We start from the raw sequence: 18,300 nt of genomic DNA, 5'->3' as shown, positions 1-18,300 counted from the left end.
TTTTGATGCACAGCACAATAGCCGAGGGCGTCATTCGGTGTCGCGATGCCCCTCTCCCGGCCATCAAGCCGCCGGGTTCTCCCACTCGGGCCTTAGCCAGGCGCTGCGAAAATCGAACCAGCCGAGGGCCGTCATCCGCACCCCGTGCACCCCGGCCCGGCTCTCCAGCTCCAGCCAGTGGTGAAACAGGGGCACGAACCAGCCCTGGCGCTGCACCTCGGCCAGCAGGGCGCGCGGGCCGGGCTCGGCGCCGCTTGCCCGCCACTGTGCCAACCCCTGCCAGAGCGCCTGCTGCCCGCCCCATACCTGCTGCAGCAAGGGGGTGCCCTGCAGCCAGGCATAGGGGGCAAACGGCCCCTCATGTTCCAGGTTGAGGGTGCCGAGCCAGAGATCCACGTCCTCATCGGCGCCGCTCACCCAGCGGCCGTAGTCCAGGGTGCGCACCTCGAGCCGGATCCCCTGCTCCTTCAGCAGGCTGGCCATGGCATTGGCGCACTCCTCAAACTCCAGGTGCTGGTTGAAACAGGCCAGCACCAGGCGTGTCGGCAGGGTGGCGGGCTCGGGGCCGTGCGGCAGCGGTGGCTCACGCCAGTGGGGCAGCAGGCCGACGGCGCCGGTCAGGCCTCGTTGCAGCTCGGGGGCGACCCGGGCCATCAGGGCGACGGGGTTGAGCAGCCGGGTCAGCCACTGGCGCAGGGCCGGATCCTGCAAGCGGGGGGATCTGTCGTCCTGCAGCAGGAAGTAGCAGCCGGACTCGAGCTCGGACTCGCCGCGCATGGTGCCGAGCTCGGGGGTGTCGCTGCCTATCCTCAGATGGCTCTCCAGCCGATCCGCCAGCTCCGGCAGCATCCAGATATCGATCTCGTCGAGCAGGGCCCGCAACCCGAAGTAGTCGTCGAAGGCGGTCAACCGCAGTTGCAGGGGATCGTTGGCGGTCACCCGATAGGGCCCTGTCCCCACCGGCCGCAGGGCGAAGCCCGCCTCCCCCTTGAGCTCCCGGGGCAGGATGGCGGCCACCGGCTCGGCCAGCAGGTGGGGCAGCCAGGGATCCGGGCTGGCGAGCCGGATATCCAGGGTGCGGGGCCAGGGGTTGTCGAACCCCGCCAGGTGGCGAAACAGCGGCCGCGTCCCCAGGGCCGCCAGGCTCTCCATCACATCTTCCACCCCCAGCTCGCGGCCATGGTGAAAGCGCACCGCCGGACGCAGATAGAAGCGCCAGTGACAGGGGGAGAGCGCCTCCCAGTGGTGGGCCAGGTCCCCCTCGATTTCCCCATTTTCCTCATTTCGCCGGGTGAGGCCATTGAACAGCTGGCGCGCCAGGTGGACCTCGGATCGGCGCAGGGGCCCGCTGGGCAGCAGGCCGGGCAAGGGGCGGTAGTAGGGCACCCGCAGGATCTGGCGCCCCTCCCGGGTCGCCTGGCCGAGCTGCTCGTAGAGCAGGGGGGTCAGCAGATCCAGCCGCTCCCCCGCCAGGGCCATGGCCTGGGCCAGCTGGCCCTGGCTCAGCAGCTCCCGCAATCGGCGCCGGGTCAGGCTCTCCTGATTGTCCAGCAGGGTGAGGCGGGAGCGTCGCCCCCGTCCCGCCTCCGCCGACCAGCGCAGCCAGCCCTGATCCTGCATGCGGCGCAGCAGCAGGCGGGCGTTGCGCGGGGTGCAGCAGAGCAAGTCCGCCACCTCGGCGAGGCTGGCCTCCCGCTCATCGCAGCCAAGCTGTTGGGCGAGTCGTTGAAATTGTTGATAGAGACGGCTGCTGGGCATAAAAGAGGAAATCCTGTTGCTACAAGTCATCAGTTTTTACTTCCGTATTTTAGCTCAATACTGATGACGAACATGAGAGCCACAGCACAGGAGCCCCATCATGCGCCAGACCAGCCCCCTCAAACCGAACCGGATCCAGCAGACCCTACGCCGCTACTTCCGCCGGATCCTGCCACGCCCGCTGCCCCTCATCGAGGATCCCATGACCCAGCTCAACCGCCTGATGCAGTGGGACATGCACCAGATAGACGACAGGGAGTATCGCCGTCGCCTCTGAATGGGCCCCTTGCGGGGCAAGAGAGGCGGGGAGCGCGCCAGGGCGTTGCCGGATTGGGTGGTTTACATCGGCGCCGAGCCTGCTAGATTGGACGTCTATCCATCCATAATGGCGACGACGTCCAACAAGGAGTGTGTGATGAAAGATGCGACCCTGGCCCTGCACCACGGCTTTGCCAACGACCCCACCACCAAGGCGGTGGCCGTGCCCATCTACCAGACGGTGGCCTACGAGTTCGACAGCGCCCAGCACGGGGCGGACTTGTTCAACCTGGCGGTGCCGGGCAACATCTATACCCGCATCATGAACCCCACCAACGACGTGCTGGAGCAGCGGATGGCCGCGCTGGAGGGAGGGATCGCCGGGCTGGTGGTGTCGGCGGGTTCCGCCGCCATCACCTACGCCATCCAGGCGCTGACCGCCGCCGGTGACAACATCGTCTCCACCCCCCAGCTCTACGGCGGCACCTACACCCTGTTCGCCCACATGCTGCCGAGCTTCGGGGTCGAGGTGCGTTTTGCCAAGGATGACAGCGCCGAGGCCATCGCCGCCCTCATCGACGACAAGACCAAGGCGGTCTACTGCGAGAGCATCGGCAACCCGGCGGGCAACATCGTCGATCTGGCGGCCTTCGCCAGGGTGGCCCACGCCCGCGGCGTGCCGCTGATTGTCGACAACACGGTCGCCACCCCTGTCTTGTGCAAGCCCATTGAGCACGGCGCCGATATCGTGGTGCACAGCCTGACCAAGTACGTGGGCGGCCACGGCAACTCCCTGGGCGGCGTCATCGTCGACTCGGGCAAGTTCCCCTGGGGGGATCACCCTGAGCGCTTCCCCCAGCTCACCCAGCCCGAACCCTCCTATCACGGGGTGGTCTATACCGAGGCCTTCGGCCCGGCGGCCTTCATCGGCCGGGTGCGCACCGTGCCCCTGCGCAACACGGGGGCGGCGCTGGCGCCCATGAACGCCTTCCTGCTGCTGCAGGGGCTGGAGACCCTGAGCCTGCGCATGGAGCGCCACGTGGACAACGCCCTGCGGGTCCCCCATCACCTTGACGCTCACCCCAAGGTAGCCTGGGTCAGCTACGCCGGTCTGCCGAGCCACCCCCACTATCCGCTGGCGGAGAAGTACATGGCCGGGCGCCCCTCGGCCGCCTGAAGGAGGGCTACGAGGCGGGGGTGCGCTTCTACGATGCCCTGAAGATCTTCAAGCGGCTGGTCAATATCGGCGATGCCAAGTCCCTGGCCTGCCACCCCGCCTCCACCACCCATCGCCAGCTGAGCGAGGCCGAGCAGGCCAAGGCCGGGGTGAAACCTGAGATGATCCGGCTGTCGGTGGGGATCGAGGCCATCGAGGACATACTGGCGGATCTGGATCAGGCGCTGGAGGCCTGAGTCGGCGCAGAGCGGGCATCAGCCCGCTCTTTTTTTCTCTGCCGGTGAACCATTTACCTCGCCCGTTCGTACACTCCATCCCGCCACCGAATCGAGGTTTCCATGATAGTCCTGCACCACCTGAACAAGTCCCGCTCCCAACGCATCATCTGGCTGCTCGAAGAGCTGGGCCTGCCCTACCAGATCAAGGCGTATCAGCGCGACGCCGCCACCTTCCTGGCGCCCCCCGAGCTCAAGGCCATTCACCCCCTCGGCAAGTCGCCGGTCATTGAGTTCGACGGCAAGGTGCTGGCCGAATCCGGCGCCATCACCGAGTACCTGATAGCCCGTCACGCCCCGGAGCGGTTGGCGCCGGCCACGGACAGCCCGGACTATGCCGAGTATCTGCAGTGGCTCCACTTCGCCGAGAGCTCAGGCATTCTGCCGCTGCTGCTCGACCTGTTCGTGCGAAAAGATGGCAGCCCGATGGGCTTCCTGCCGGGCTACGCCCAGGCGGAGTGCGCCAAGGTGCTGGGCTATCTCAATACGGTCTTGAGCACTCGCCGCTATCTGGTGGAAGAGCGCCTCACCGGCGCCGATATCCTGAACTCCTTCCTGGTGGATCTGCTGGCCCAGGGCGGCCAGCTGGCCCAGTTCCCGCACCTGCAAGCCTACTGGCAGCGGCTCAACACCCATCCGGCCCGCCAGAAGGCGGCGGCCCTGGAGCGCGAGTTGGACAGGGACGCCTGATCCCCAGGGGCCAAAAACGGGAGCCCGCTATCAAAACGGTGAGGGGTCGTCACCTGGCATGAGGTACTCGGGTGTAGCTTTGCTATGGTGTGACTAGGGAGGGGTGACCAAGCGCCTCCCATCACAATGACGCCACCAGGGTTTCGTCATCTGGGCGCTCTCGCCGGGCGCAACTCTCTAGCCACAGGGTCTCAATCATGAAACTGAAACACGCATGGATCGCCGGTTTGCTCACTCTCTGCACCAGCCCTCTGCTACAGGCCGCCGAAGTAACCGCCAATGTGGCGATCGCTCCGGGTCAGGTCAGTCTGGCGGAAGAGGTGAAGGCCGAGGCGACCGTCACCGCCATCGACATGGCGAGCCGCAAGGTCAGCCTGAAAAATGCCGAAGGCAAGGCGTTCGACCTGGTCGCCGGGGACGGGGTAACCAATCTCGAGCAGCTCAAGGTGGGGGATATGGTGACGCTGCGCTACCTGCAAATGCTGGATCTGGAACTGCTCAAGGGCAGCGCCGGGGTGAGAAAACGTCTGGTCGAGGTCGATGGCAGCAAGGCGGCCGCCGGTGAACAACCGGGGGCCGAAGCGGGTATGCAGGTGACCCTCTATGCGGACGTCATCGATGTGGACAAGGCGCAGCAGACCATACGGGTCAAGGGAGTGGACAAGACCCTCACCCTCAAGGTGAATGATCCGGCCCAGTTCGCCCTGATCGCCAAGGGGGATCAGATCAAGGCCGTCCAGACCACGGCCATCGCCATAGGGATAGAGCCCAAGCCGTAAGCGGGGCGACCCGCAGACCAGCCCTCATCCATCCGGCAAAACAAGAGGCACCCTCAAGGTGCCTCTTGTCATTGCGCCGAGACCGGCAGTCAGCCGCGGCTGATATGCAGCGGGCCGAAGGTCTGGGCCACCGGCATGATCTCTATGCTGTTGATGTTGACGTGGGCGGGCTGCTCGCCAATCCAGAGCACGGTATTGGCGATGTCCTCCGGCGAGATGGCCTGCACCCCCTGATAGACGGAGGCCGCCTTGGCATCGTCACCGTGGAAGCGCACGTTGGAAAACTCGGTGCCGCCGCACAGACCCGGCTCCACGTTGGTGACCCGCACCGCCGTGCCCGCCAGATCGGCGCGCAGATTGAGGCTGAACTGCTTCACGAACGCCTTGGTGGCGCCATAGACGTTGCCACCCGGATAGGGATAGGTACCGGCGATGGAGCCGATGTTGATCACATGGCCACGGTTGCGCGCCACCATGCCCGGCAGCAGCAATCGGGTCACCAGGGTCAGGCCGCCGATGTTGGTGGCGATCATCTGTTCCCAGTCTTCCAGCTCGGACTGGTGCGCCGGGGCCAGGCCCAGGGCCAGACCGGCGTTGTTGACCAGCAAGTCCACCTGGCTCCAGTCCGCGGGCAGGCCGTCGATGGCGGCCCGGGTGGCGGCCTTGTCCTGCACGTCGAACACCAGGGGCAGGAAGCTCTCCCCCAGCTCCTCGGCCAGACCGGCCAGCCGCTCGGCGCGGCGGCCCGTGCCTATGACCCTGTGCCCGGCGGCGACCAGGGCGCGGCTGATCGCCTCACCAAATCCGGACGATGCGCCCGTTACCATTGCAATCATCTGAGCCTCCTTGGCTGTCATCAGGTTGTCGATTGAATTCATTTCACGGCGAGGCCGTCATTGCAGCTCGCGCCCCGTGCTCTTGCGCCAGACAAAGACCAGCAGATGCAGGGCGAGCAGGCCGGAGCCGGCAAGGCCGAACAGCAGCGCCGTCAGGGCATTGACCGAACCGTCAGCCCCGAACCACCACCAGAGGCCCCAGCCCGCCAGGGCGATGAGCAGGCACTGGAGGACACAGAGCGGGCAGCGCCCGAGCTTGGCCCGAATGGCGCTGGCAAGGCAGGCATCACAACTCATGCTGACCCCGGATCGCGCTGGCGAGGAAGACGTCACGACTCATGTCGCTCCTCCGAGCGCGCGTTGGCGGCGGGCTCCTTCAGGCTCAGCACCAGCCGATGGGCGTGCTGGTCCCGGCCATAGTAGTCGGGCAGCCGCTGCTGGGCCCGAAAGCCGAGCCGCCGATAGAGGGGCAATGCCTCCTCGTTGCCGTCGGCCACCTCGAGCCGGACCGCCCCCCACCCCTGCTCCCTGCCATTGGCGATCACCTGCTCGAGCAGGCGACGGGCCCAGCCCTGCCTGCGCACCCGCCAGTGGATGGCCAGGGTCTGGATCACCAGGCGATCCCAGCCCTTGTGCTCCAGCAGGCAGAGATAGCCCATCAGCTGCTCCCTGCCGTCGTGCAGCAACAGGGTTCGCCCCTTGGCATGGGAGAGCAGATAGTGCCAGCGCTGGCGGCCGAAGGCGACCTCGGGGGGGAAGCAGTAGCGCTCCAGTTTTACGATGGCCCCCAGATCATCGAGACGGGCGGCACGCACGGTCAACACAGGAGAGTCCTCGTTTGAGTTATTTATCTTCAGCATCAGCAATGAGACTTGTATCACAAGTTACCAAAGCGGAACATGGGCACTGTAACCTCTTGTCCCCCCTAGCGCCATGGTCGTGCTTGCCGGTGCATCGAAGCCCACAGGGGATACTGCCATGTCGGCAGCCTATCTGTGGAGTCCGAAAAAATGAGTACCTATGTCATCGTCGAGGAGCCGGGTGACTGGCCCTGCCAGGGCGATTATCTGCTGACCGCCCGCACCTATCTGCAACATGGCCTGCCCACCACAGGGGGGCACGGTCGCATCATCAACCTCTGCCGCAGCCTGGATCACCTGAGCGCGGGTTACTACTGCTCCCTGCTGGCCCAGGCCAGGGGGCACCACTGCCTGCCCGGCCTGCAGGCCATCAGCGTGCTGCAGCCCCAGCAACCCCCGGCCAAGCTGTGGCGCAAGCTGCAGGGCTGGCTGGCCCAGCAGAGCGAGGACAGGATCCGGGTGCGCGCCATCTTCGGCCAGTGTGAACAGAGCGAGCTGGCGGGGCTGGCCCGCTACTACTACGGCCTGAGCCAATTGCCGCTCCAGGAGCTGACCCTCAAGCGCGGCCGTCACGGCTGGTCGGTGCGCCAGCAGCAGAGCCTCTCCCCCCTGACCCTCAGCGAGGGGGAGCGCGCCCTGATGCTGAACCATGTCCGCACCCTGATCGGGGACGAGGCGGACCCCGCCGCGCCGCGCTATCAGCTCGCCATTCTGGCGGATCAGGATGATGGCCGCGCCAGCAGCGATGCCCTTGCCCTGGCCCGCTTCACCCGGGCCGCGGCGGCCCAGGGGATCCGCGCCGAGATCCTCTCCCCCGCCGCCATCGAGCGACTGCCGGAATTCGATGCCCTCTGGCTGAGGTCGGAGACGGCGGTGGGCCACTACACCTTCGAGTTTGCCCGCCGCGCCGAGCAGCTCAAGATGCCGCTGATCGACAGCGCCCGCGCCATCCTCGCCTGCAGCAACAAGCTCTACCTCTACGAGCTGATGGTGCGCAGCGGCGTGCCCATGCCGCCCACCATGGTGGTGACCCGCAGCGGGCGCCACCAGGTGGCCGATCTGGTGCAGCGCCTCGGCCTGCCGCTGATGGTGAAGATCCCGGACGGGGCTCAGGGGCGGGATCTGGCCATGGCGAGCGACGAGACCCAGCTCGCCCGCCTGCTGGACGAGGGGCTGGGCCGCTCCGCCCTGCTGCTGGTACAGAGCCGGATCCCGGCCGAGTTCGACTGGCGCATCGCCCTGCTCGACGGCTCGCCGCTGTTTGCCTGCCGCCGCTATCGCCCCGAGCCCGGCAGCCGCATCCGCCGCCGCAAACACCCTCTCGACCTGAGCCGGATCGAGGCCCTGCCGCTGACCGAGGTGCCGGAGCGGGTGTTGCAGACGGCGCGCCGCGCCGTGCATCAGCTCGGCAACGGCCTGTTCGGGGTGGACTTGCGCCAGCAGGGGCAGGGCTGCGTGCTGCTCGAGATCATCGACAACCCCTGGATCCGGGGCGACATGGAGGACAAGGAGAGCCCGGATCTCTATGACAGGCTGGCCCGCGCCTTTCGCCAGCGGCTGGAAGACAGGGGGCAGCATGCCCTCTCCTAGGGCGGGATCCTGCCGCCCACGGACGAACAAGGGGAGCCTGGGCTCCCCTTGTTGCATCTGGCGCCATGACGGCGCTCAGGCCTGGCTCACTCCGCCGGCTTGTGCTTGCGGCTCGCCTTGAGCTCGAGAAACTCGATGATCTTGCCCGCCACATCCTTGCCGGAGGCCGCTTCCACCCCTTGCAGGCCGGGGGAGGAGTTCACCTCCAGCACCAGGGGACCCCGGGCGCTGCGCAAGATGTCCACTCCCGCCACGTCCAGCCCCATGATCTTGGCGGCCTGCACCGCGGTGGCCCGCTCTTCCGGGGTGATCTTGATGGCTTCGGCGGTCCCGCCCCGATGCAGGTTGGAGCGAAACTCCCCGGGCTGGGCCTGACGACGCATGGCCGCCACCACCTTGCCGTTCACCACCAGGCAACGGATGTCGGCACCGTTGGCCTCGCGGATGTACTCCTGCACCAGTATGTTGTTGTTGGTCTGGATGAAGGCCTCGATCACGCTCTCGGCCGCCTTGTGGGTCTCGCACAGCACCACCCCTATCCCCTGAGTCCCCTCCAACAGCTTCACCACCAGGGGCGCCCCGCCCACCATCTTGATGAGATCCGGCACGTCGTGGGTGCTGTGGGCATAGCCGGTGATGGGCAGGCCTATGCCGTGGCGCGACAGCAGCTGCATGGCCCTCAGCTTGTCCCGGGAGCGACTGATGGCCACCGAGCTGTTGAGGGCCATGGTGCTCATCATCTCGAACTGGCGCAGCACGGCGGTGCCATAGAAGGTGATGCTGGCGCCGATACGCGGGATCACGGCGTCATAGTCCCCCAGCTCCACCCCTTCGTAATGGATGGAAGGGTTGTGGGAGGCGATATTCATGTAACAGCGCAGGGTGTCGAGCACCTCGACCTCATGACCACGGGCACGCGCCACCTCGACCAGACGACGGGTGGAGTAGTTTCTGGGCTCACGGGATAAAACAGCAATCTTCATGACAATTCCGCTAGGAGGCAGTGCCTGGGCAGGATGGGGCGGGAGAGTATAAGGTGCCACAGCGCCATGACAACGCCAATTGTTTATCCTGACAACAAGACAAACCACGCAGAACCCGCACAAATCCGGCGGCTGTCATCCGGATGTAAAACGGCGGCCCCATGCTGGGGCCGCCGTTGTCGTCTGCTGAAAAGGGCCTGGATATGGGTGCCGTCGGTGCCCATCCCCGGCCAAGGCGCGGCCTCTTTCGGGGTCATCCCCTGTGCCGGCAGACACCTCAGCTCAAGTTGGGTCCCAACCAGCGCTCGGCTTCTGCCAGGCTCATCCCCTTGCGCCTGGCGTAGTCTTCCACCTGATCTTGCTGGATCTGCGCCACCGCGAAGTATTTGCTGTCGGGGTGGGAGAAGTACCAGCCCGACACCGCCGCCCCCGGCCACATGGCGTAGGATTCGGTGAGCTTCATGCCGATGGCCTGCTCCACCCCCAGCAGCTCCCAGATGCTGCCCTTCTCGGTGTGCTCAGGGCAAGCCGGATAACCGGGCGCCGGGCGGATGCCCTGATAGTTCTCGCGAATAAGCTCCTCGTTGCTGAGGGCTTCGTCGGGGGCATAACCCCAGTGCCGCTTTCGCACCTGCTCGTGCAGGTATTCGGCGAAGGCCTCGGCGAGACGGTCGCACACCGCCTGGATGAGGATGGCGTTGTAGTCGTCGTGATCCGCCTTGTAGGCTTGCGCTATGGCCTCCTCGCCGATGCCGCCGGTGACAGCGAAGGCGCCGATCCAGTCCGGCTTGCCACTCTCCTTGGGGGCCACATAGTCCGCCAGACAGTAGTTCGGGAAGCCCTGTTTCTCGCTCTGCTGACGCAGGTGGTGCAGCACCTTGATGACCTGGGTGCGGGACTCGTCGCAGTAGACCTCTATGCTGTCCCCCACCCCGTTGGCCGGGAACAGGCCTATGATGCCGGCGCAGCGCACGCTCTTGTCCTGCTCCAGCCGATCCAGCATGGCGTTGGCATCGGCAAACAGCTTGGTCGCCTCCTCGCCGATGATCTCGTCTTCGAGAATGCGCGGATACTTGCCCGCCAGCTCCCAGCTCAGGAAAAACGGCGTCCAGTCGATGTAGGGGCGCAGCACGGAGACGGGCACGTCCTCGAAGGTCTGCACGCCAAGCTCCCGGGGCTTGGGGGGCTCATAGCCGACCCAGTCCAGCTGCTGGCGATTGGCGCGGGCGTGAGCCAGGGAAACCGGCTTGGATCTCGGCTGCTTGCGGGCATGCTGATCCCGCGCTATCTCGTACTCCTTGTCGATGCGGGCGACAAACGCAGGCTTGAGCTCGGGGTTCAGCAGGCTCTGGGCCACCCCGACCGCACGGGAGGCGTTCGACACATAGACCACGGGCTCGGAGTAGTTCTGCTCTATCTTGACCGCGGTGTGGGCCTTGGAGGTGGTGGCGCCGCCGATCAGCAGCGGCAGCTTGAAGCCCTGGCGCTCCATCTCTTTCGCCACATGCACCATCTCGTCGAGGGACGGGGTGATCAGGCCCGACAATCCGATAATATCGGCATTTACCTCGCGGGCCGTCTTGAGGATGGTCTCGCAGGAGACCATGACCCCGAGGTCGACGATCTCGTAGTTGTTGCACTGCAGCACCACGCCGACGATGTTCTTGCCGATGTCGTGCACGTCCCCCTTGACGGTGGCCATCACGATTTTGCCGTTGCTGGAGCCGCCGGACTTCTCCGCCTCTATGTAGGGTTGCAGGTAGGCCACCGCCCGCTTCATCACCCGGGCGGATTTGACCACCTGGGGCAGGAACATCTTGCCGGCGCCAAACAGGTCGCCGACCACGTTCATGCCGTCCATCAGCGGCCCTTCGATCACGTGCAGCGGCTTCTCGGCCCCGGCCCGCGCCTCTTCGGTGTCCTCTTCGATAAAATCGGTGATGCCCTTGACCAGGGCATGCTCCAGCCGCTTGCCCACCGGCCAGCTGCGCCACTCCTGATCCCGGGGATCCTCCGCCTGGGCGCCGGCGCCGCGATACTTCTCGGCGATGGCCAGCAGATCCTCGGTGGCGTTGTCATTGAGGTTCAGTACCACGGCCTCGACCTTGGCCTTCAGCTCCGCCGGTATGTCTTCGTAGATGGCGAGCTGACCGGCGTTGACGATGCCCATGTCCATGCCGCTGCGGATGGCGTGGTAGAGGAAGACGGCGTGGATGGCTTCGCGCACCGGCTCGTTGCCACGGAAGGAGAAGGAGACGTTGGAGACGCCGCCGGAAATCATGGCGTGGGGCAGGTGCTCCTTGATGTCCTTCACCGCCTCGATGAAGTCCACCGCGTAGTTGTTGTGCTCGTCGATGCCGGTCGCCACCGCGAAGATGTTGGGGTCGAAGATGATGTCTTCCGGCGGGAAGCCGACCTGATCTACCAGGATCCGGTAGGCACGCTGGCAGATCTCGAACTTGCGGGCACGGGTATCGGCCTGGCCCACCTCGTCGAACGCCATCACGATGACGGCGGCACCGTAGCGGCGCAGCAGTTTGGCCTGTTCGATGAACTTGGCCTCCCCCTCCTTCATGGAGATGGAGTTGACCACAGGCTTGCCCTGCACGCACTTGAGGCCCGCCTCCAGCACCTCCCACTTGGAGGAGTCGATCATCACCGGCACCCGGGCGATGTCCGGCTCACCGGCGATGAGGTTCAGGAAGCGCACCATGGCCGCCTCGGCGTCCAGCATCCCCTCGTCCATGTTGATGTCGATGATCTGGGCACCGCTCTCGACCTGCTGCTTGGCCACATCCAGGGCCTCGTCGTAGAGCCCCTCCTTGATGAGGCGCTTGAACTTGGCGGAACCGGTGACGTTGGTGCGCTCCCCCACGTTCACGAACATGGACTTCGCCGTGATGATGAGGGGCTCGAGGCCCGACAGGCGGCAGGCCACCGGCAGCTCCGGCAGGGCGCGGGGCTTGATGCCCGCCACGGCGTCCGCCATGGCGCGGATATGGGTCGGGGTGGTGCCGCAGCAGCCCCCCACCAGGTTGAGGAAGCCGCTCTGGGCCCACTCGCGGATATGGTCCGCCATCTCGCCCGCGTCCAGATCGTACTCGCCGAACGCATTGGGCAGACCGGCGTTGGGGTGGGCGCTGACAAAGGTCTCGCTGATGCGCGACAGCTCGGCCACGTACTGGCGCAACTCGTCCGGGCCGAGCGCGCAGTTGAGGCCGAACGAAATAGGCTTCACGTGGCGCAGGGAATGGTAGAAGGCCTCGGTAGTCTGACCGGAGAGGGTGCGGCCCGAGGCATCCGTGATGGTGCCGGAGATCATCACCGGCAGGCTGTAACCCAGGGCCTCGAACACCCCTTCCACCGCGAAGGCGGCGGCCTTGGCGTTGAGGGTATCGAAGATGGTCTCGATCAGGATGAGGTCGGCCCCCCCCTCGATAAGAGCGTGGGTGGATTCGGTGTAAGCGGCCACCAGCTCGTCATAGGTGACGTTGCGCTTGCCCGGATCGTTGACGTCAGGGGAGATGGAGCAGGTGCGGTTGGTGGGGCCCAGCACCCCTGCCACGAAGCGCGGCCTGGCGGGATCCTTGGCCGTCCACTCGTCCGCCACGGCGCGGGCCAGACGGGCCGCCTCCCGGTTGATCTCGGCGGAGAGCGCCTCCATCTCGTAATCGGCCATGGCGATACGGGTGGCGTTGAAGGTGTTGGTCTCGAGGATGTCAGCCCCGGCGGCACAATATTGATCGTGGATCTCGCGGATGATCTCGGGCTGGCTCAGCACCAGCAGATCGTTGTTACCCTTGATATCCGTATGCCAGTCGGCGAACCGCTCGCCACGATAATCGGCCTCTCCCAGCTTGTAACCCTGGATCATGGTGCCCATGGCACCGTCGATGATCAGGATCCGCTCAAGCAGGCAAGCCTGCAGACTCTTCTTTGTTGTCGACACCGCTCGATCCTCTTACATCCATGCAACTGCGTGGCTTTATCCTAACAGCAAAGAAAAAAAATGGAAATCTAGCCGTCTATCTGTCTAAAACCAGTCAGCGATACCCAAAAGTAGGTAGTGAGTAAACTATCACCGCGGAGTACCCTATGCCCGTCCTTTTACGGACTCGTGCTTGCTGTCACTCCAACGAGAAAAATAATCATGAGCGTCTATTACACACTCTGCTTCTTGGCGGCGTTGGCGATTTTTATCGCATTCGCCAACCAGTATGTCATCAAGATCCAGACCACCATCGCCATCACCGCCGGATCCATGCTGATCTCCGCACTCATGGTGCTGTTTGGCAAACTGGGCTGGTTCAATCTGGAACCCCTTGCCATCGCCACCATGGAGAGCATCAACTTCCAGGACTTCCTGCTCAAGGGGATCCTGGGCTTCCTGCTGTTCGCCGGCGGGATCGGTATCAACCTCAAGGCCTTGCGCAGCCAGAAGTGGGAGATCACCATACTGGCCATCTTCGCCACCCTGCTCTCCACCTTCCTCATCGGCTACGGCTTCTGGTTCATCGCCAAGCTGCTGGGCTGGGAGCTGCCCCTGGTCTACTGCCTGCTGTTCGGTGCCCTGATCACCCCCACCGACCCCATCGCCGTGCTGGCCATCGTCAAGAAGATGCAGGCCCCGCCCCAGATCGCCATCCAGATCGAGGGGGAATCCCTGTTCAACGACGGTACCGGCCTGGTGATCTTCGCCACCGTGTTTGCCGTGGCCTTCGGCGGCGTCGAGCCCACCTTCACCAGCGTGGCTGGCCTGTTCCTGCATGAGGCCCTGGGCGGCATCCTGTTCGGCGCCGTGCTGGGGCTGCTCGCCCACGTGATGATCAGCGCCACCGACGATGGCTCCCTGGAGCTGCTGCTGACACTGTGCATCCCGACCGCCGGCTTCGCCCTTGCCAACATGCTGGGGGTCTCAGGCGCCCTGGCCATGGTGGTGACCGGCATCATGATAGGCAACTGGACCCGCCATTCGGGCTTCTCCGAGCAGAGCCGCCACCACCTGGATCACTTCTGGGAGCTGGTGGATCAGTTCCTCAACGCCCTCCTGTTCCTGCTGATCGGTCTGGCCCTGGTGCTGCTGGATCTCGCCTGGCGCGACTGGATCCTGCTGGTCATCGCCGTGCCGCTCTGCCTGGCGGCCCGCTTCATCAGCGTCTCCGTGCCCTTCATCGCCTTTCGCAAGTTCCGCAGCTACAACCGCTTCACCATCCGCATCCTCACCTGGGGCGGCCTGCGCGGCGGTCTGGCCATGGCCATGGCGCTGGCGCTGCCGTCCGGCGTCATGATGATCCCGGGGCATGACGTCGATCTGCGCCAGGTCATACTGGTGATGACCTACTCGGTGGTGATGTTCTCCATCGTGGTACAGGGGATGACCATCACCCCCATGATAGAGAGGGCCAAGAAGGCCAGCGGCGACGTCTGATCCGCCGCCCTGCAAAACGAAGAAGCCGCCTCTCTGGCGGCTTTTTCGCAGGGGATCCCCCTATGGCCGGGCTCAGTCCCTGGGTTTCTCGTAGGTAAACACCTTGCCGATGTCCTCCAGCCGGTAGCTGGTGAGCTGGTAGACGTAGTAGTTGAGCCAGTTGGCGAACAGCAGATGGCCATGGCTGCGCCAGCTGGCCCGTGGCGGCTGGTCTGGGTCATTGCCCGGATAGTAGTTGACCGGAATGGCGGGGGCGAGCCCGGCCTCGAGATCCCGCCTGTATTCCCCATCCAGGGTCAGCACATCGTATTCGGGGTGACCGGTGACAAACACCTGGCGGCAATCCTTGGTGGCGGCGAGATAGACCCCGGCCTCCTCGGACTCGGCGAAGATCTGCAGATCGGTGTGGGCGCGGATAAGGTCGCCGTCGAAGGCCGCATAGCGGGAGTGGGGAGCCACGAACTCGTCATCGAAGCCGCGCAGCAAGGGCTCGTGTTCATCGAGCCTGTGGTGGCGATAGATGCCGGACAGCTTCTCGCCATGGGTCTGCTTGTCCATGCCATACAGCGCCTTGAGCGCCGCCTGCACCGCCCAGCACAGGAACAGGGTGGAGGTGACGTGCTCGTGGGACCATTCGATGATCTCGACCACCCTGTCCCAGTAGACCACCTCCTCGAACTCCACCCGGCCCAGGGGCGCCCCCGTGATGATCATGCCGTCGTAGTTGTTGCCCCGCACCTGTTCGAAGTCGTGATAGAAGTTCTCGAGATGGGCCTGGGGGGTGTTCTTGGATTCCCGATCGTCGATGCGCAGCAGATCCACATCCACCTGCAGCGGCGAATTGGAGAGCATCCGCATCAGCTGGATCTCGGTCTCTATCTTCTTGGGCATCAGATTGAGGATGAGCACCCGCAGCGGGCGTATGTTCTGGGTGACGGCCCGGGATTCCGTCATGACGAAGATGTTCTCCTGCCCCAGCACTTCGGCGGCGGGTAACTGATCCGGGATCTTGATGGGCATGCTGACTCCCTGTACTGCATCAGTAAAAATGTCTGGACATCTAGAAGCCTATAATAAAGCGTCCGGGCTGTCATCCGATACCTTTGTATTCACTCTCGCCATTGACTAGCATACGGCTCACGTGTCCCTCACTGCGACCCCCATGGCCGGTATCACCATTTCAGTAGACAGGCTGCGAGTCGGCAACTATGTCTCCCTGCCCCTGGGCTGGCGCGCTCACCCCTTCCTGTTTTCCAGCTTCAAGATCAAGAACGAAGAAGAGATAGCCCTGATCCGCCATCTGGGGCTGGGCAGAGTCACCATCATCCCGGAGAAGAGCGACTGCCCGCCCCTGCCCCCCGATTCGCCAAGCCGAGAGGCCGCGCCCGATCCGGCTCAGCAGAGGGAGATGGAACAGGACAAGGAGCAGCGTATCGCCCGGTTGCAGCAGTACCGCCGGGACCTGCAACAGTGCGAGAAACAGTTTCAGCACTCCTTGAGCCAGGTACGCAGCCTGATGAGCAAGGTGCAGGCCCGCCCCCTCAACGCCATCGACGACGCCAAGGAGCTGATCGATGCCATCGCCAGCCAGCTGCTGGCGGCGGACGAACTGGTGCTGCACCTGATGGGGGACGGCGAGGAGGGAGATCCCCTCTACTATCACTCCCTCAACGTCAGCGTGCTGAGCATGATGCTGGCCAAGGAGTGCGAGATGAACGCGGAGCAGATCCGCCTGGTCGGCATGGGGGCCCTGTTTCACGACATCGGCAAGCTGAAGATCCCGAGCCAGATCCTGCGCAAGCCCGCCCCCCTGACCAGGCCGGAGCAGAACCTGCTGGCCCAGCATCCCCGCTACGGGCTGGACCTCATCAACCTGGCGGCCTCCTTCCCCGCCGAGGCCAAGGGCATAGTGCTGCACCATCACGAATACCTGGACGGCAGCGGCCCGGAGGGACTCAAGGCCGGGCAGCTCGATCCCATGACCCAGCTGGTCTCCCTCATCAACGAATATGACAACCTCTGCCACCGCCACGGCAAGGTGCCCTACTCCGCCCTCTCCAGCCTCTACAAGCAGCGCAAGGGCCAGTTCAATCCGGACAACATGGCCCTGCTGATCCGCCTGCTCGGCATCTATCCCCCCGGCAGCGTGGTGCAGCTCTCCAGCGGTCAGCTGGGCCTGGTGATGTCCGTCAAGGGGAGCAGCCTGCTCCACCCCAGCGTGCTGGTCTACGATCCCGCCATCCCGCGCCAGGAGGCGGCCGTCATCGCGCTGGATCGGGCCGGGCTCACCATCGCCAAGGTGATCCATCCCAGGCGCCTGCCCCCCGCCGTATTCGAGTACCTGAATCCGCGCACCCGCATCAGCTACTACTTCGAACCCAAGACCAAATGACCCTGCAGGAGTCTTCATGCACATAGAAATCGTCAGCACAGGCGACGAGATAGTGACCGGCCTGGTGGTCGATACCAATGCCGCCTGGCTCAGCGCCCGCTTGCTGGATCAGGGCTGGCAGGTACGCCGCCGCCATACGGTGGGGGATGATCTCGCCGAGCTGACCGCCCTGCTGCGCGAGTGCGCCGAGCGCGCCGACCTGGTGCTGGTGTGCGGCGGCCTGGGCCCGACGGCGGACGATCTCACCGCCCAGGCCGCGGCCGATGCCTTCGACGCGCCCCTGACCCTGCATCCCGGCTGGCTCGATACCATAACGGCCCGCTACGCCAGCCGGGGTCGCCCCATGCCCGCCAGCAACGCCAAGCAGGCCTGGCTGCCCACGGGCAGCGAGATCCTCGACAACCCGGTCGGCACCGCCTGCGGCTTCCTGCTGCGGCGGGGGAGCTGCCGCATCGCCTTCACTCCTGGGGTACCGTTTGAATTCAAGCAGATGGTGACGGAGCAGATCCTGCCCCGCCTGGGCGAAGACCATGCCACCGGAGAGACGGCGCTGCGCCGCTTCTACAGCTTCGGCATCTCGGAATCCGCCCTGAGCGATCGGCTCGATGGCGCCCCCTGGCCCGCCGGGATCACCCTCGGCTACCGCTCCGCCATGCCCCTCATCGAACTCAAGCTGATCGGCCAGGGCGCCACTCCCCAGGACATGGAGGCGGCACAGGCACGCCTGCTCGCACAGATAGCCCCCTGGCTGGTTGGTCAGGGAGACGAGGAGCCGGCGCGGCAGATCCTCGCCCTGCTGGGGGACAGGCCCCTGACCCTGTTCGAGGGGGAGAGCCGGGGCGCCTTGCTGGCCCTCTGCCATCCCCATTCCGGGTTGACGGCCCACTTCAGCCAGCGGCCTGCCGACGAGCCGGCCCAGCCCCTGGGGGACGGGCGCGGGGCGAGCCTGACCATAGGGATGGCGGGGCCCCAGGGGGTGCCACTTCGGCTCTGCATCGATGGCCAGTGCGTCGGCCAGACGGTGAGGGTCAGCCACCCGGATCCCGAGAGCGCCCGCGCCATCCTCGCCTTCGCCGCCCTGGACATGTTGCGCCGCCACCTGACGGGGCTACCGGTGATCGCCGACTACCTCACCCTGACCCGCAGCGAGCCCCTGGGCTGAGTCGCCCCGGCCAGCGAGCCAGCATGGGCTCGCTGGCTCATATGCCCTCTCCCCCCTCCCTGACCCTGTCCCCATGGCGATTTCTTCAACCGTCATCACCCATTTGGACATA

The 18,300-nt window shown here is 65.2% G+C and carries 14 protein-coding genes and 1 pseudogene; 8 read left to right on the top strand and 7 right to left on the bottom strand.

All coding sequences use genetic code 11. The annotated features are described in order from the left end of the window. Positions 1 to 63 precede the first annotated feature (63 nt). Positions 64 to 1,758 carry an HTH-type transcriptional regulator SgrR gene (gene sgrR / locus ACLHZ1_RS15540; RefSeq protein WP_427262815.1) on the bottom strand — a complete coding sequence of 565 codons (1,695 nt, stop codon included), beginning with the start codon at positions 1,756 to 1,758 and terminating at the stop codon, positions 64 to 66. Positions 1,759 to 1,858: 100 nt separating this feature from the next. Between sgrR and ACLHZ1_RS15535 the strand changes: the two genes are divergently transcribed. The 4 genes and pseudogenes from ACLHZ1_RS15535 to ACLHZ1_RS15520 all read left to right on the top strand — a co-directional run bounded on the left by ACLHZ1_RS15535 (position 1,859) and on the right by ACLHZ1_RS15520 (position 4,937). Then, entirely contained in the window at positions 1,859 to 2,035 is a 177-nt protein-coding gene (locus ACLHZ1_RS15535) for a hypothetical protein (RefSeq protein ID WP_427262814.1), read from the top strand. 138 nt (positions 2,036 to 2,173) lie between these two features. Then, positions 2,174 to 3,429 (top strand): annotated as a pseudogene (locus tag ACLHZ1_RS15530) (O-acetylhomoserine aminocarboxypropyltransferase/cysteine synthase family protein). A gap of 102 nt (positions 3,430 to 3,531) precedes the next feature. After that, entirely contained in the window at positions 3,532 to 4,158 is a 627-nt protein-coding gene (locus ACLHZ1_RS15525; protein WP_427262813.1) for a glutathione S-transferase family protein, read from the top strand. 197 nt (positions 4,159 to 4,355) lie between these two features. Beyond that, positions 4,356 to 4,937 carry a hypothetical protein gene (locus ACLHZ1_RS15520; RefSeq protein WP_427262812.1) on the top strand — a complete coding sequence of 194 codons (582 nt, stop codon included), beginning with the start codon at positions 4,356 to 4,358 and terminating at the stop codon, positions 4,935 to 4,937. Between the two features lie 89 nt (positions 4,938 to 5,026). Here ACLHZ1_RS15520 and ACLHZ1_RS15515 read toward each other — a convergent pair whose 3' ends face one another. Genes ACLHZ1_RS15515 through ACLHZ1_RS15505 form a run of 3 tightly spaced genes read right to left on the bottom strand, consistent with a single transcriptional unit; the run spans position 5,027 to position 6,597 of the window. Next, positions 5,027 to 5,773, bottom strand: a complete 747-nt coding sequence (locus tag ACLHZ1_RS15515) for an SDR family oxidoreductase (protein ID WP_427262811.1) — start codon at positions 5,771 to 5,773, stop codon at positions 5,027 to 5,029. 57 nt (positions 5,774 to 5,830) lie between these two features. After that, positions 5,831 to 6,070, bottom strand: a complete 240-nt coding sequence (locus ACLHZ1_RS15510; RefSeq protein ID WP_427262810.1) for a DUF3624 domain-containing protein — start codon at positions 6,068 to 6,070, stop codon at positions 5,831 to 5,833. Between the two features lie 32 nt (positions 6,071 to 6,102). Further along, the gene (locus tag ACLHZ1_RS15505) at positions 6,103 to 6,597 is read right to left on the bottom strand and encodes a GNAT family N-acetyltransferase (protein WP_427262809.1); all 495 of its coding nucleotides are present in this window, start codon (positions 6,595 to 6,597) and stop codon (positions 6,103 to 6,105) included. A 186-nt stretch (positions 6,598 to 6,783) separates the two neighbouring features. Between ACLHZ1_RS15505 and ACLHZ1_RS15500 the strand changes: the two genes are divergently transcribed. Next, the gene (locus tag ACLHZ1_RS15500) at positions 6,784 to 8,223 is read left to right on the top strand and encodes a RimK family protein (protein ID WP_427262808.1); all 1,440 of its coding nucleotides are present in this window, start codon (positions 6,784 to 6,786) and stop codon (positions 8,221 to 8,223) included. Between the two features lie 86 nt (positions 8,224 to 8,309). On the opposite strand, the gene rimK is transcribed toward ACLHZ1_RS15500, so the two are convergent. Beyond that, positions 8,310 to 9,206 carry a 30S ribosomal protein S6--L-glutamate ligase gene (gene rimK / locus ACLHZ1_RS15495; protein ID WP_042000693.1) on the bottom strand — a complete coding sequence of 299 codons (897 nt, stop codon included), beginning with the start codon at positions 9,204 to 9,206 and terminating at the stop codon, positions 8,310 to 8,312. 277 nt (positions 9,207 to 9,483) lie between these two features. After that, positions 9,484 to 13,155, bottom strand: a complete 3,672-nt coding sequence (gene metH / locus ACLHZ1_RS15490) for a methionine synthase (protein WP_427262807.1) — start codon at positions 13,153 to 13,155, stop codon at positions 9,484 to 9,486. Between the two features lie 201 nt (positions 13,156 to 13,356). Between metH and ACLHZ1_RS15485 the strand changes: the two genes are divergently transcribed. Continuing rightward, a complete protein-coding gene (locus tag ACLHZ1_RS15485) occupies positions 13,357 to 14,634 on the top strand; it encodes a cation:proton antiporter (RefSeq protein ID WP_408796244.1) in 1,278 nt (425 codons plus the stop codon). Positions 14,635 to 14,706: 72 nt separating this feature from the next. On the opposite strand, the gene metA is transcribed toward ACLHZ1_RS15485, so the two are convergent. Beyond that, entirely contained in the window at positions 14,707 to 15,654 is a 948-nt protein-coding gene (gene metA, locus ACLHZ1_RS15480; RefSeq protein ID WP_427262806.1) for a homoserine O-succinyltransferase MetA, read from the bottom strand. A 142-nt stretch (positions 15,655 to 15,796) separates the two neighbouring features. Between metA and ACLHZ1_RS15475 the strand changes: the two genes are divergently transcribed. Beyond that, positions 15,797 to 17,026 carry an HD-GYP domain-containing protein gene (locus ACLHZ1_RS15475; RefSeq protein WP_427262805.1) on the top strand — a complete coding sequence of 410 codons (1,230 nt, stop codon included), beginning with the start codon at positions 15,797 to 15,799 and terminating at the stop codon, positions 17,024 to 17,026. 16 nt (positions 17,027 to 17,042) lie between these two features. Beyond that, complete coding sequence (locus tag ACLHZ1_RS15470; protein ID WP_427262804.1) at positions 17,043 to 18,188, top strand: molybdopterin-binding protein; 1,146 nt, start codon at positions 17,043 to 17,045, stop codon at positions 18,186 to 18,188. Positions 18,189 to 18,300 lie beyond the last annotated feature (112 nt).

The sequence above is a fragment of the Aeromonas sobria genome, from assembly GCF_050266975.1.
In the GTDB taxonomy this organism is placed as follows: Bacteria; Pseudomonadota; Gammaproteobacteria; order Enterobacterales; family Aeromonadaceae; genus Aeromonas; species Aeromonas sobria_B.
Note: the sequence above shows the minus strand (reverse complement) of the source record. Positions and strands in the feature narration are given on the sequence as shown.